The sequence below is a fragment of the Rhodococcus triatomae genome (assembly GCF_014217785.1).
Lineage (GTDB): Bacteria > Actinomycetota > Actinomycetes > Mycobacteriales > Mycobacteriaceae > Rhodococcus_F > Rhodococcus_F triatomae.
The window spans coordinates 1,575,219-1,591,614 of sequence record NZ_CP048814.1; the positions used below are offsets into that span (position 1 = coordinate 1,575,219).

At 70.4% G+C, this 16,396-nt stretch carries 2 protein-coding genes (1 of these 2 running past the window's edge); both read right to left on the bottom strand.

Translation table 11 applies throughout. The features are described 5' to 3' along the window. Complete coding sequence (locus tag G4H71_RS07460) at positions 1 to 714, bottom strand: GNAT family N-acetyltransferase (protein WP_083342826.1); 714 nt, start codon at positions 712 to 714, stop codon at positions 1 to 3. Beyond that, positions 698 to 16,396: the 3' portion of a non-ribosomal peptide synthetase gene (locus tag G4H71_RS07465; protein ID WP_072736291.1), read on the bottom strand. It continues 10,962 nt past the right edge of the window; the window shows 15,699 of its 26,661 coding nt (coding positions 10,963-26,661); its start codon lies beyond the right edge, outside the window; it ends in the stop codon at positions 698 to 700. Before G4H71_RS07465 ends, G4H71_RS07460 begins: the two co-directional genes overlap by 17 nt.

The window sequence follows — 16,396 nt, forward strand, 5'->3', positions numbered from 1 at the left end:
TCAGCGTCCGCCGACGTCGCTGTCGCGTGGGTCGAAGGGCAAGTCCAGGTAGGACGCCCGCGGATCCGGGACGAGTTTCTCGAATTCCTCGCTCCGTTCCACCTCGAATCCCCGAGCGAGGTAGTTCTTCATCGCATGTGGGTGGTCCAGTGTCGACGTCACCAGGAACACCCGCTGCGCCTCGCCGACGAGTTCCCCGTCACCGGCTCCGGGCCGGCCGGTGACGTCGAAACGGTAGCGCCACGCCGCCTCCACGCACGCCGAGAGGAACGACCCGCCCACACCCTGCCCCCGGAACTGTGGCATCAATCCGAACAGCACGATCTCCACCGAGCCGTCGTCGTGCCCGAGTAACTCGAAGAATCCTGCCGGGGTCCCCTCGACACTGCCGATCCACAGCTCGACCCGCGGGTTCTCCACCCACTTCGTCCAGTCGGTGTACTGCCACGTGCGGCGGTCCGTCCAGCACACGGTCACTCCGACGGCGTTGTACAAGGCATGGCTGAGTTCGTAGGACGCCACTGCCGCATGTTCGACCCGCAGGCCCGGGTGGGGCGGCGCGGGGACGTGGCTGCCGCGGTCCGACATGGACAGGGTCCACTCCGTCAACGTCAGTTCGCGCGGGCTGCCACGCAACGCGCCGTCGATCGCCGTGCGGCCCGCACCGCCGGAGTCCGCCAGGTGAAGCCTCGTGTCGTCACGATCCACGTGCATGTCGTGCTCCTCCTCCGTGCAACCTACGTCGGTGCCGCCCCTGCCCCTGAGACAGATGGGCGCGCACCGTGGGTCCGATCCGGTCGAGAGCCTGCGGGGTCGTCATGTCCCAGTGCGTTGCCTCCACGGCGTACCGGTGCACGTCACCGGCCACCCACGGTTTCCAGGTCAGCGCGGGATCCCGCCGGCCTGCCCCGTGGCCGGTGGCGGTGAAGAACACGATGTCCCCGCGGAAGACCCGGGCAGGATGCGCGTCCAGCAGGGCCGGCGCGGCCTCGAAGGAATGCCGGATACGCCCGAGCACGTCCCGGGAGAACAGCCCCATCGATTCCACCTGTGCCGCGACCGTCTCGAAGGTCGGGTCGGCCCCCGTCCCCTGCTGAGTCGAACCCAGGCCCGGCACGTCGGCGAACCCGCCGAGGACCTCCGTGAGTGTGGCCGGCTCGAACGTCTCCGTGTCCTCACGGCCCGCGGCGTAGCTGTCGAGCATCGCCAGCAGCGCGACCTCCTCGCCCTGCTCCTGCAACCGGACCGCCACCTCGTGCGCGACGACGCCGCCGAGGGACCAACCCAGCAGGTGGTACGGACCGTGCGGCGAGACGGCGCGGATCTCGCGCACGTACCGCTCGGCGAGGTCGCCGATCGATTCGATCGGCTCGCCCTCGCACACGTAGGGCGACTGCAGGCCGTACACCGGGCGGTCCTCGCCCAGATGCCGGGCCAGCCCGGCATACGACCAGGCGAGCCCGACGACGGAGTGCACGCAGAACAGCGGAGCGACGGTGCCCTCGTCGTCCCGCGCACCGTGGACCGGCTCCTCCGATTGCGGGACCCGCAGGGGCAGAAGGACATCGAGACCTCGCGGCACCGATTCGGCCGCGTCGGGAGTGTCCAGCAGGGCTGCGAGCCCGGACACCGCGGGGGTCGTCAGGACCGCCTGAACCGGGACACTGTGTCCCGACCGCTCGCCCAGCAGACCCGCGACCCGGGTCGCGCTCAGCGAGTTGCCGCCCAGCGCGAAGAAGTCGTCCTCGGCGCCGACCCGTTCCATCCCGAGTACCTCGGCGAACACCTCGGCCACCGCCCGCTCGGTTGCGGTACGCGGCTCGGTGTACTCCCGTCGGTACTCGGACAGGTCCGGCTCGGGCAGCGCCCTCCGGTCGAGCTTTCCGGCCGGGGTCAGCGGAATCTCGTCCAGGACGACCACGCGCGCCGGGACCATGTATGCCGGGACGGCGGCTGCCACGTGGGCCGTGAGGGTCTCCGCGTCCACGTCCCGTCCCGCCGCCGGCAGGACGTAGGACACCAGGACGGTGTCGCCGTGTGCGGGCCGGTGCCCGATCGTGGCCGCGAACTCCACCGCCGGATGCGAGGCGAGTGCGGCGTCGATCTCACCGAGTTCGATACGGAAGCCACGCACCTTGATCTGGAAGTCGCTGCGTCCGACGTACTCCAGTACCGGCCCGGTCCGGGGAGCTCCGGCCCGTTCGTCCCGATCGATCCAGCGCACCAGATCGCCCGTGCGGTACATCCGTGATCCGTTCGCCCCGAAGGGGTTCGGGACGAATCGGTCGGACGTCAGATCGGCTCGCCCGGCGTAGCCGCGCGCCAGGGCGGGGCCGGCCAGATACAGCTCGCCGGTGACCCCTGCGGGGACCGGGCGCAGCCGGTTGTCCAGGACGAGGAGCTCGAAGCCACGCACCGCGCTGCCGATCGGCACGACGGAACCCGGCGTCATCGGATCGGACAGGGTCGCCGCGATGGTGCCCTCGGAAGGTCCGTAGCCGTTGACGAGGGTGCGCCCGGCAGCGGTGAACCGGCCGATCAGTTCCGGCGGGCAGGCTTCGCCGCCGACGACGATCGTGCGCAGCTCGCCGAGCGACTCGGGGTCCATGGAGGCGAGCGCGGACGGTGTCATGAACGCATGGGTGACCCGTTGCCTGCGAATCAGTTCGGCCAGCTCCGCCCCGCCGAGCACCGTCGGTGGCGCGATCACCACCGTGGCGCCCGCGGAGACGGCGATGAGCACCTCGAAGAGGGACGCGTCGAAGCTGGGCGACGCGAAGTGCAGGACCCGTGAGCCCGCGCCGACCGAGAACCGGTCGCGTACGTCCGCCGCGAGGTTGACGATCCCGCGGTGGGGAACCTCGACGCCCTTCGGCCGTCCGGTGGAACCGGACGTGTAGATGACGTACGCCAGGTGCTCCGGGTGCACCGGTGCGGACTCCGGCTCGGCCGGCGCATCCGGCTCGGCAAGCGCGTCCGGGAAGATCCACCGCACCTGTGCGGGGAGGATTCCCTGCAGTTCGGGCGAGGTGATCCCGATCCCGATCGCCGAATCGGACACCATCGCCTCGATGCGTTCCCTGGGATAGCGCGGATCGACCGGGACGAAGGTGCCGCCGGCCTTGGCGACCGCCCACAGGCACAGCACCGATTCGACGGAGCGGGGCAGCGCCACCGCGACCATGGTGTCCGGACCGACGCCGTACCGGCGCAGCGCCCGGGCGAGTGTGGTGGACCGCGCGTCGAGATCCCGGTACGACACCTCGACGTCGTCGAGGACGATCGCCGGGCGGTCCCTGGCCGTATCGGTGCCGCCACCGCCACCGGCGGCACCGCCGTCGACAGCGGCCGTGAGTACCTGCGCCAAGGTCTGCGGCGGCAGGGCCGCCTCGCCACGGGCCGGGACGAATCGTTCCCGCTCACCTGCGCCGAGCAGGTCGACGGCGTCCAGCCGCACGTCCAGCGATCCGGTGAAGGCGTGCAGGGCGCGTTCGAGCCGCGCGACCATCGACTGCGCGACGGCGTCGTCGATCAGGGACGGCAGGTGGTCGACCCGCACGTGCAACCTGTCGTCGCGGGAGGCCACCACCGACATCGGGTAGTGCGTCGAGTCGACGCCTTCCGCACGCAGCACCCGCATGCCGCCGAGATCGCTCTCCTCGGACAGTCCTGCCTGGTCGACCGGGTAGGACTCGTAGACGGTGATGGTGTCGAAGACGGCCGCCGCACCTGCTTCCTGCTGGATGTCGGCGAGACCCAGATAGTGGTGGTCCAGCAGCGCACTCTGTTCCCGCTGGATGCGGGTGAGCAGCTCGGCCAGGGTCTCCGCGGGATCCAGGCGCACCCGGACCGGAAGGGTGTTCACGAACAGGCCGACCATCGTCTCGATGTCGGCGATGTCGGCGGGACGGCCCGAGACGGTCGCGCCGAAGACCACGTCCTCCCGGCCGGTCTGCCCGGCCAGGACCGCCGCCCAGGCGGTCTGGATCACCGTGTTCACGGTGACTCCCAGCCGTCGGGTGAGTCGGTCGATCTCCTCCGTCGCCTCGGCGTCCAGCGAAATCGTCTGTCGCCGTGGCACCTCCGCGGGGGTGGCTCCCGCATCGGCTCCGGCCGGGACCAGCAAGGTCGGCTCGTCGACCCCGGCGAGCGCCTCCCGCCACGCCGCCCCGGACGCGGTCCGATCCTGCCGGGACAGCCAGTCCAGGAAATCCCGGTACGGACGCACCCGCGGCAGCACCCCGCTCGCGTTGTCGGTGACGTAGCCGATGAGCAGTTCCTTGACCAGCAACGGCGTCGACCACCCGTCGAGCAGAATGTGATGGTTCGTGATCACCAGACGGGCCCGGTCCGGCGCGGTGCGCACCAGTAGGAAACGGATCAGCGGCGGGGTCTCCATGTCGAAGCCCGCGGCGCGGTCGGCAGCCACGATCCGGTTCAGCTCGGCCTCCCGCGCGGACTCGTCGAGAGGAGCGAGATCGACCTCACGCCACGGGAGCTCGACCCGGTCGAGTACGACCTGGATCGGTTCTCCGGACGACCGGGTGAACGCGGTGCGCAGGTTCGCGTGCCGGTCGAGCATGATCTGCCCGGCCCTGCGCAGGCGGTCCGCGTCCACGGTTCCCGCGAGGTCGAGGGTCAGCTGCACCGTGTAGGCGTCCGCCCGATCGTCGGCGTCCCGATCGTCGGCGTCCGGGGCCCGGCGCGAGCCGTCGAAGGACCCCCGAGCCAGGAGGGCATGGAACAGGAGGCCCTCCTGGAGCGGGGAGAGCGGCCATACGTCGGCCACGTCCCCGTAGTGGTCCTCGATCCGTTCGATCGCGGGCTGGTCCAGGCTCACGAGCGGCAGGTCGGACGGAGTGAAGCCGACGCGCCCTGCGGCACTCGCATGCTCGACGAGCTGCCGCAGCGCCTCCGACCACCGCTCGGCCAGGGCAGAGACCGTCTCCCGCGCCATCGCCCCGGGCGCGAACGTCCACGTCGCGTGCAGCTTCGGTCCGTGCGGGGTGTCGACGACGACGGCGTTGATCTCCACGAGGGCGGCCATCGGCATGGCCTCGTCGTGCGCGCCGCCGAAGTCGCCCGACTCGTGGTCGGGAAGCCAGGCACTGTCGCCGGTGTCGCCGCTGGACACTCGGCCGAGATAGTTGAAACTGATCTGCGGTTCGGGTGCCTCCCGCAGCTCGGGCGCCTCGGCGAGGTACCGCAGCATGCCGTAGCCGATGCCTCGGGCCGGGACGGAGAGCAACTGTTCCTTCACGGCCTTGAGGGTGTCGGCGACCTCGTCGCGGGCCTCCAGCCGAACCGGGAAGAGGGTGGTGAACCATCCGACGGTCCGGCCCAGATCGGCGCGATCGGCTTCGTCGTGCGCGATCGCCTCCTCCTCGCGGCCGTGGGCCTCGAGGTGGACGACGGTACTCACGGCGTCCGCCCCGCTCGCGATGTCCCCGCTCGCGATCTCCCGGTGCCCGGCGCCCTGTTCCCGGCGCCACCCGGCGACGGCGAGCGCCAGTGCGGCGAGCAACCCGGTGTCCACGCCCGTACGGGCCGCCGCGGGCACCGTGGTGAGCAGGGATTCGGTGAGAGCGGAGTCGAGTTCGACCTGGATTCGGTCCGCCGTACCCGCGACGTCCACTTCGGGGTCGAGCCGTCGGGTGCCCAGATCGGGCTCCTCGGTCTCGACCACCGATCGCCAGTAGCCGATCTCCGCCGTGCGTTCCGGCGCCGTGGCGACGTCGGCGAGGGTGCTCGCCCAGGTCCGGAACGAGGTGCCGACGGGAGCAAGGGGCTGAGCGTCCGGGTCGTCGAGGTGATGCCACGCCGTGGCGAGGTCGGGCACGAGGACACGCCAGGACACGCCGTCGACGGCGAGGTGGTGGATGATCACCAGGATTCGGCCGTCCCGACTGCGGTCGGGGTCGTCGCCCGCGGGAGTGACCCACACGAACTGAGCCATCACCGCGGACTCGGGATCGAGCCGGCCCGCCCCCGCGTCGAGCTGCTCCTGCACGAAGAGCTCGAACTCGGCGGTGCCCGGCCGGTGTTCGGTCTCGACGCGGTGCAGAAGTGTGGCCGGGTCCACGGTCCCGGGTGCAGGAACCTCGACACTCGGTGCCGCGTCGTCGGCGTCGATCGAGTGAGGCGCGATCAGCCGGGCACGCAGCATGTCGTGCCGATTCACCAGGCCGGCGATGGTCGCGGTCAGCCGCTCCCACGTCGCGTCGGCCGGGGCGTGCAGAAGTGCGGCCTGGGCGAATCTCCCTGTCGGGCCGCCCCTGCCGAGGAACCAGCGCATGATCGGTGTCGCCGGGAAGCGGCCCACGCCGCCGCCGGGAAGCTCGGGGACGATCCGCTCGCCGCTCTCGTCACTGGGCACCGCGACCTGGGCCAGCGCGGCAACTGTCTTGCGTTCGAAGACGTCACGCGGCGTGAAGGCGAGGCCGAGCGCCTTGGCGCGCGAGACGAGCTGGATGGAGACGATGCTGTCGCCGCCCAGCCCGAAGAACGAATCCTCGGCACCGACGGAGTCGAGACCGAGCACCTCGGCGAACAGCTGCGCGAGTGTCGTCTCGACCGCGCCTTCGGGTGCACGCGAGACCGGGGCGTCGGCGCCCTGGTCCGGCGCGGGCAGAGCCCGTCGGTCGAGCTTGCCCGCGGGGGTCAGCGGTAGCGTCTCCAGGACCACGAACCCGGCGGGAACCATGTACTCGGGCAGCGTCTCCGCGGCCTGCTGCCGGACGTCGTCCACGTCGACCGTGGCGCCCGGCCGTGGCACGAGGTAGCCGGCGAGGTAGCGCCCGGCGGGACGGTCGTCCCGGGCCAGGACAGTCGCCGACGCCACGTCGGGGTGGGACGCGAGGACGGACTCGACCTCTCCGATCTCGATCCGCAGGCCGCGAATCTTCACCTGGTGGTCGACGCGGCCGACGAACTCGAGGGTGTGTCCGCGCTGCCACCGCACGAGATCGCCTGTCCGGTACATCCGTTCACCGCTGCCGAAGGGATCCGCGACGAACGACGAGGAGGTGAGCTGCGCACGGCCGTGGTAGCCGCGGGCGAGCCCGGGACCGGACAGGTACAGCTCCCCGGGCACCCCGACCGGCACCGGCCGCAGCCGGGTGTCGAGCACGAGGACCCGGAATCCCCGGGTGGGCCCACCGATGTCGATCGGCTCGCCCGGCACCAGCGGCGCGCTGATGGTGGACATGACCGTGGCCTCGGAGGGGCCGTAGGCGTTGAACATGGCCCGGTGTCCGTCGTCCGGCACCCACCGCGGGACGAGGTCGGGCGGGCAGGCGTCGCCCGCGGTGACGAGCACCTTCAGCGCGTCGAGGCCGTTCGGGTCGACCGACCGGAGGACGGCGGGTGTGATCACGGCGTGCGTGATCTCCTCGCGGCGCAGCAGCGCGGCGAGATCGTCGCCGGCGTAGACCGACGGCGGCGACACGACGAGCGTGGCGGCGGCCCCGAACGCCATCAACCATTCGTAGACCGAGGCGTCGAAGCTCGGCGACGCCACGTGCAGCACCCGCGCCTGCGGCCCGAGACGTAGCGTCTCCAGCTGCTCGTGCACGAGGCTCGCGATTCCCCGATGCGAGACGGCAACGCCCTTCGGGACCCCGGTGGATCCGGAAGTGTAGATCGCGTAGGCGATGTCGTCGGCGCGGACCGGCGCCCACCGGTCCGCATCCGTCAGCGGTGCGGCAGTGTGGTCCTCGGGGTCGTCGGCGCTGTTCCCCTCCGAGAGGAGGAGAGCGCTGTCGACGTACCACCAGTCGACGTCGTCGGGAAGCGCCGAACGCCGGTCCGGCGTCGTGAGGCCGAGTGCCGCGCCACTGTCCCGGACCATGTGGGTGATCCGGTTCTGCGGGTATTCCGGGTCGACCGGGAGGAAGGCGCCACCCGCCTTCGCCACCGCCCAGATGGCGATGATCGATTCGAGGGACCGAGGAAGCGCGACCGGCACGAACGTGCCCGGCCGGACCCCACCGCGGACGAGAGTCCGCGCCAGACGGTTCGACGCGGCGTCGAGCTCGCGGTAGGTGGTCGCGACTCCGTCGGCGACCACGGCCGTCCGGTCACCACCGGACGCGGCCACCGCCGCGGCGAATATCTCGTGCAGCAGCTGCGGCCGGGCGGCCTCGCCGCCGCGGATGGAGACCAGGGCGGCGCGCTCGTCGGAGGTGAGGAGGTCGGCGGCCTCCACCGGGGCGTCCGGGCGGGCCACCAGCGTGTCGAGGACACGCACGAACCTGGCCGCGACGACGTGGGCGGTCGAGGCGTCGAAGAGATCGGTGGCATAGGTGAGGGTGCCGACGATCTCCTCGGGGTCCCCGTCCGGACCGTATCCGTCGGACAGGATGAACTGGAGGTCGAACTGCGAAGCGCCCGAATCCGCTTCGACTCCGGACACCGTCAGACCGGGCAGCTCGAAGTCGGTGCGATCCACGTTCTGCAACGCCAGCAGAACCTGGAAGAGCGGGGTGTGCGCCGTCGAGCGCACCGGTTCGAGGACGTCGACGAGCCGCTCGAACGGCACGTCGGCGTGTGCGAACGCCGCGAGGTCGCCGGCCCGGACCTGGGCGAGCAGCTCCTCGAAGGTCATGCCGGGGTCGAACTGTGTCCGCAGCACCAGCGTGTTGACGAACATGCCGACCAGCTCGTCGAGGTGGCTGGCGCCGCGGCCGGCGACCGGGGTGCCGATCGCAATGTCGTCGGTACCGCTCAGCCGCGCCAGGGTCGTGGCGAGAGCGGCGTGCAGCACCATGAACGGCGTGACGCCGCGGCGACGGGCGAGGGCGACGACCTCGCGGTGCACGGACGCGGGGACCGTGAAGCCGTGGGATGCTCCGCGCAGCGAGCGGACGGTCGGACGCGGCCGGTCGAACGGCAGATCCAACCGATCCGGCACACCCGCCAACGCCCGCTCCCAGAACGCCACCTGCTCCGCAGCAAGCGAACCCGGATCAGACTCCTCCCCCAACAACTCCCGCTGCCACAACGCATAATCCGCATACTGCACCGGCAACGGCACCCACCCGGGAACACCACCACGAGCCCGCGCCTCGTACGCCACCATCACATCCCGAGCCAACGGCGCCATCGACGCACCATCCGCCGAAATATGGTGCGCGACCAACACCAGCACGTACTCCCCCACACCCGACTCGAACAACCGCACCCGAACCGGAACATCCACCGTCACATCGAAACCCGACGACGCCACACCAGCGATCTCACCCACCACAGACCCCGCCGACACCACCCGCGGCGACAGATCCAGGGCGACCTCGGCGGTCGCGACCACATGCTGATACGGACCGTCGGGCGAGGACGGGTAGATCGTGCGCAGACTCTCGTGGCGTTCCACGACGTCGACCACCGCCGCCTGCAGGGCGGGCACGTCCAGGGTTCCGGTCAACCGGAAGGCGAGCGGGATGTTGTACGCGGCCGAGGCCGTGTCGTACTGGTTCACGAACCACATACGCTGCTGCGCCGGGGACAGCGGCACCCGCGCCGGACGGGGCCGGGGAGCCAGGACGGGCCGGTCCGGGGACGTGTGCGCCGCCTGCTCGACGACGTGGGCGAGACCGTGAACGGTCGGCGCGTCGAACAACTCCCGCACCCCGATGGTGACTCCCTGTGCCTCACCGATCCGGGCGACCACCCGGGTCGCCGAGAGCGAGTTGCCGCCGAGCGCGAAGAAGTCGTCCTCGGCGCCCACCCGTGCCGTGCCGGTGACGTCCGCGAAGACCGCGGCGATCAGTTCCTCGGTCACGGTGGCCGGCGCCACGTACCGGGCCGCTTCGGATTCCGTCTGCGGCTCGGGAAGAGCCTTGCGGTCGAGCTTGCCGTTCGCGGTGACGGGGAACCGGTCGACCACCACGAGGTGCGGCGGCACCATGTACGCGGGGACGCGAGAGGAGAGGTGTTCGGCGAGTTCTCGCGGATCCGGCGCCGTCTCGGCGGAGCCGATGCTCACGTACCCGACGAGCGCCTGCTCACCGCGGGCGTCGGTGTGAACCGTCACCACCGACTGCTCGACCTCGGGATGCGCCGCCAACGCCGCCTCGATCTCACCCAACTCGATCCGCTGACCACGCAACTTCACCTGGAAGTCACTGCGCCCCAGATACTCGAGCGCACCGTCCCCACGCCGACGCACCAGATCACCCGTCCGATACATCCGCTCACCGTCGGCGAACGGATTCGCCACGAACCGATCGGCCGTCAGATCGGGGCGACCCACATAGCATTCGGCGAGCTGAGTGCCCGCGAGGTAGAGCTCACCCACGACGCCCGTCGGGACGGGGTGCAATCTGTTGTCGAGCACGTGCACGCCGGTGTTCCAGACGGGTCGTCCGATCGGAACGGACGTCTGCTCGTCTCCCGTGACGTCCCAGTAGGTCACGTCCACCGCGGCCTCGGTCGGACCGTAGAGGTTGTGGACCCGGGCCTGCGAGCGGGCGGCGAATCGGCGGGTCTGATCCACGGTGAGGGCCTCACCGGAGCAGAACACGTGCGCCAGCGACACACACTCACCCGACGTGGGTTCGGCGGTGAACACGGACAGCATCGACGGCACGAAGTGCACGGTGGTCACACCGCGACGCCGGATCTCCCCGGCGAGATAGGCCGGGTCCCGGTGACCGTCCGGGGCGGCGATCACGAGCTGCGCACCGACCTGCAGGGGCCAGAACAACTCCCACACCGACACGTCGAAAGTCACCGGCGTCTTCTGCAACACCACGTCCGACCCGTCCAGCGGGTATTCGGCCTGCATCCACGCCAACCGGTTCACGATCGCCCGATGCGAGACCGCCACACCCTTCGGCCGGCCCGTCGACCCCGACGTGAAGATCACGTACGCCGTGTCGTCCGGGCGGATCCGGGGCCTGGGCAGCCGGTCCGCGGGAGGAACGTCGAGCCGGTCGAGGTCGATCCGCCGTACGGCGTCGGGCAGCGCGGCGTCGACCGTCGACTCGGTCAGCACGCAGAGCGGCCGAGCCGTCTCGACGATGTACGCGAGCCGGTCCGCCGGGTGCTCCACGTCCAGCGGCACGTAGGCACCGCCCGCAGCCACCACCGCGTGGACGGCGACGAGGAGGTCCACCGACCGTGGCAGGGCGATCGCCACCCGGATTTCCGGCCCGACCCCGAGCGAGACCAGGACACGGGCCAGTTCGTCGACTCGCCTGGCGAACTCCGCGTACGTCAGCTGCTGATCCTCGAAGACCAGCGCCGTCGCGTTCGGGGTTCGAGCCAGCTGGGCCTCGAGTGTGTCCACGAGCGTCGCGGCCGGGACCGCCACCCGCGCGCCGAGAACGGCGGACCGCTCCGCAGCGTCCTCGCCCGGCCCCAGCAGCGGCAGATCGCCGACGGGGCGGTTCGGTCGCTCGGTGGCCGCGTCCAGCAATCGCAGCAGACGCCGGCCGAAGCCCTGCACGGTCGACTCGTCGAACAGGTCGGTCGCGTAGGTGAACGTCGCCAGGTATCCCCCCGCATCCTTCGCTGCCGGGCCCTGTGGGCTGACGGTCAGGTGCAGGTCGTACTGCGCTGCGGCAGTGTCGGTCTCCCATTCGGTGAGCGTGAGGCCCGGGAGCGCCACCTCCGTGGCGGGCGTGAAGTTCTGGAAGGCGAGCATCACCTGGAACAGCGGTGAGTGCGCCGTCGACCGCACCGGATCGAGAACCTCGACGAGCCGCTCGAACGGCACGTCGGCGTGCGAGAACGCGTCGAGGTCCCGGCGACGTACCTGATCGAGCAGGGCGGCGAAGCTCGCACCACCGTCGACCTCGGTCCGCAGCACGAGGGTGTTGACGAACATGCCGACCAACTCGTCGAGCTCCGGCCCACCGCGACCGGCCACCGGAGTACCGACCGTGACGTCCCCCGAGCCGCCGAGCCGGGACAGCAGGACGGCGACGGCCGCGTGCAGGACCATGAACTCGGTGCCGCCGTGTTCGCGAGCGATATCCGCGATGCGCGTGCGCAACTCGGAATCCACCACGAACGAGGTCCGGGCACCGCGCAGCGAGCGGACGGTCGGACGCGGCCGGTCGAACGGCAGATCCAACCGATCCGGCACACCCGCCAACGCCCGCTCCCAGAACGCCACCTGCTCCGCAGCAAGCGAACCCGGATCAGACTCCTCCCCCAACAACTCCCGCTGCCACAACGCATAATCCGCATACTGCACCGGCAACGGCACCCACCCGGGAACACCACCACGAGCCCGCGCCTCGTACGCCACCATCACATCCCGAGCCAACGGCGCCATCGACGCACCATCCGCCGAAATATGGTGCGCCACCAACACCAGCACGTACTCCCCCACACCCGACTCGAACAACCGCACCCGAACCGGAACATCCACCGTCACATCGAAACCCGACGACGCCACACCAGCGATCTCACCCACCACAGACCCCGCCGACACCACCCGCGGCGACAGATCCAGGGCCGCGACGACCTCCTCGGAGCCCACGCCGAGAATGCGCTGCCAGGGTCCGTCCACCGAGTTGGGGTACACGGTCCGCAGGCTCTCGTGACGGTCGACGACATCGACGATCGCGGCACGCAGCGCGGCGACATCGAGATTCCCGGTCAGCCGGAACGCCACCGGCAGGTTGTAGGCCGCCGAGGCCGTGTCGTACTGGTTCACGAACCACATACGGGACTGCGCCGGGGACAGCGGGATCCGCTCCGGTCGTGGCAGAGCCCCGAGCACGGCGGTCGCCTCGGAACCGGGGGCTCCGGTCGTGGCCGCGTCCGCCGCGGACACGTCCTGATCCTCGGCCGACCCCATGACGGCCGCCAGGGAGGCGACGACGCCCGCGTCGAACACCTCGCGGACACTCACCCGGCGGCCCTGCGCTGCGGCGAGCCGGGCGGCGAGTCGGGTCGCGGTCAGCGAGTTGCCACCGAGCGCGAAGAAGTCGTCGTCGAGGCCGACTCGGGCGAGACCCAGGATGTCGGCGACGGTGTCGGCCACGAGTCGTTCGGCCGCCGTCCGGGGAGCACGGTACTCCCGGCCGACCACCTCGGGTGCGGGAAGCGCCTTCCGGTCGAGCTTGCCGTTCGCGGTCACCGGGAACTCGTCGAGCTCGATGAAGTAGCCGGGCACCATGTAGGCAGGAATCCTGCTCCGCAGGTGCTCGGGGAAGTCCACCGGCTCGGTGGCCCCGGCCGCACGGCGCAGATACGCCACGAGGGACTGCTCACCGAGCGCGTCGGTGTGAACCGTCACCACCGACTGCTCGACCTCGGGATGCGCCGCCAACGCCGCCTCGATCTCACCCAACTCGATCCGCTGACCACGCAACTTCACCTGGAAGTCACTGCGCCCCAGATACTCGAGCGCACCGTCCCCACGCCGACGCACCAGATCACCCGTCCGATACATCCGCTCACCCTCGGCGAACGGATTCGCCACGAACCGATCGGCCGTCAGTTCCGGCCGTGCGACGTACCCGCGTGCCAACTGCACGCCGGACAGGTACAGCTCTCCCACGATGCCCACCGGCACGGCGCGGAGCCGCCGGTCGAGCACGTGCACCCGGGTGTTCCAGACCGGTACGCCGATCGGTACCACGGTCGCGTCGTCGTCGCCGACCTCGTGGTACGTCACGTCCACCGCGGCCTCGGTCGGACCGTACAGGTTGTGCATCCGTGCACCGGTCGAGGCGCGCAGGCGCTGCGCGACCCGGGCGGGCAGCGCTTCACCGGAGGCGAACACCTGCCGCAGCGACGAGCACTCGGACACCGAAGGTTCGGCGACGAACGCCTCGAGCATCGACGGCACGAAGTGTGCCGTGGTGACACCGCGACGCCGGATCTCCTCGGCGAGATAGGCCGGGTCCCGGTGTCCTCCCGGTGCGGCGACTGCCAGCCGGGCGCCGACGATCAAGGGCCAGAACAACTCCCACACCGACACGTCGAAAGTCACCGGTGTCTTCTGCAACACCACGTCCGACCCGTCCAGCGGGTACTCCGACTGCATCCACGCCAGCCGGTTCACGATCGCCCGATGCGAGACCGCCACACCCTTCGGCCGACCCGTCGACCCCGACGTGAAGATCACGTATGCCCTGTCGTCCGGACGGACGGACACCGCGGTCTCCCGTCCGAGGCGGGCATCGGTACGGTTCGCCGGATCGGTCCGAAGCACGGTCGCGGCGTCGATCCGCCGCACCGTGTCCGGTAGCTCGATCGGCGATCCACCGGTGAGAACGAGCACCGGGCGAGCGGTCTCGAGAACGTAGGCGATGCGATCGGCAGGATGGTCGGGATCGATCGGCAGGTACGCGGCCCCGGCACGCAGGACGGCATGGATCGCCGACACCAGATCGTTCGAGCGTTCCATCGCGACGCCGACCACGCTGCCGGGCACCACACCGGACGCGGCCAGTTCCGCCGCCAGGCGCTCCACCCGGGCGTCGAACTCCCGATAGGTGAGTTCGGCGTTCTCGTCACCGACGGCCGGGGCGTCCGGAGTGCGATCGGCTTGTGCGCGCAACAACGTCACGAGATCGGTTGCGTCCTCGACGGGGCCGATCGGGAGGACGAGATCGTGGGCGGTCGCGTTCCACGCACGATGGGTCTCGTGCTCGGACTCGTCCAGGAGGTCGACCCGGGCAAGTGGGAGCCGCGGGTCGGCAGCGATCGTCCGCAGCATCCGGGACGCGATCGAGGCCGCGCCGATGGCCGCCATCGGCTCCACCGCACCTGCACGCGCCCGCACCGTGAACGCGAGGTTCGGTTCCATCGAGGCGGTGAGTGTCAGCGGGTAGTGGGTGGCGTCCTCGCCGTGGATACCGGTCACCCGCATCCCGGCGATGTCGGTGGCCTCACTGAACCCGCCGCGATCGACCGGATACGACTCGAAGACCGTCAGCGTGTCGAAGAGCGCGCCGACACCCGCGGTGTCCTGGATCTCGGCCAATCCGACGTGGTGGTGATCGAGCATCGCGCTCTGCTCGGCCTGCACTCGCTCGAGCAACTCCACCAGCGTCTCCGACGCGCGCAGTCGTACCCGGACGGGCAGGGTGTTGATGAACAGGCCGAGCATCGACTCGACACCGTCGATCTGGGGTGGCCGACCCGACACGGTGGCTCCGAAGACGACGTCGTCGCGGCCGGTGACCGTCGCCAGCGCCACCGCCCACGACGTCTGCACCATCGTGTTGATCGTGACGCCGTATTCGCGGGCGATGCTCTCGAGGCGGGCCGTGACGTCCGCATCGAACCGTACGTCGATCGGTGCGGTCGGATCGGCGACGTCCGCGTGTGCGTCCGCCCCTGGAGAGGCGACGGTGGTCGGCTCGTCGACCCCGTCGAGCAGTTGTCTCCAGGCGTCGAGCGACTGCTGCGGGTCCTGTTCGTGCAGCCACGCCAGGTAGTCCCGGAACGACCGCGTCGCCGGGAGCATCGTGGTGTCGGCACCGGTCGCGTAGAGCACCAGGAGTTCCTTGACGAACAGCGGTGTCGACCAGCCGTCGAGGAGGATGTGGTGGTTCGTGATCACCAGGCGGTACACGTCGGGTTCGAGCCGCAGCAACAGGAATCGCAGCAACGGCGGCGTGGACATGTCGAAGCCGGCAGCGCGGTCGGCGTCGATCTCCCGCTGCGGTCCACGGACGCGTTCCGGGTAGTCGGCGTCCACGAAATCCACGACCCGCCAAGGCAGTTCCACGGAATCGCCGACGACCTGAACGGTCTCGCCGGAATCGGTGACAGTGAACGCGGCCGACAGATGCGGGTGCCGGTCCAGCAATGCCTGACCGCACCTGCGGAGTCGGTCGGCGTCGACGTGCCCTTCGAGATCCACGGACAGCTGCACGGTGTAGACGTCGGTCTGCGGATCGGCGATCTGGGCGTGGAACAGCAGCCCCTGCTGCAGAGGCGAGAGCGGCCAGACGTCGGTGAGAGCCGGGTAGGCAGCCTCGAGCCGGTCGATGTCCGCCTGCGCGAGGTGTACCAGATCCAGGTCCGAGGGAGTCAGCCCACCGGCATCGGGTCGCGAGGCGTGCTCGGCGAGTGCGGCCAGAGCCTCGGTCCACAGATCGGCCAGTTGCCGGGCATCGTCGGCGCCGAGGACGTCGCGGACGTAGGAGAAGGTGGCCGACACCACCGGTCCGTCACCGCCACGCTCGGTGGCGACCGCATTGATGTCGAGGACGGAGGCGGCGGCCAGGGAGTCGTCGCTGGTTCCGCCGACGTCCAGGGTCCCGTCGGGAGTGAAAGGCCCCGCAGCAGCAGTATTTCCGACAGAGCCGGGTCCACCGGCCGAGCTTCCACCCGGCACCAGCACGCGCCCGAGATAGTTGAAGCCGATCTGCGGCCGAGCGTAGTCCGTGAGCACCGCACCGGACCCGGAGTCCAGATGCCGCAGCAG

Coding starts and splice junctions, on each gene's coding strand:
- G4H71_RS07460 (WP_083342826.1), bottom strand. CDS start 714: ATGCACGTGGATCGTGACGACACGAGGCTTCACCTGGCGGACTCCGGC.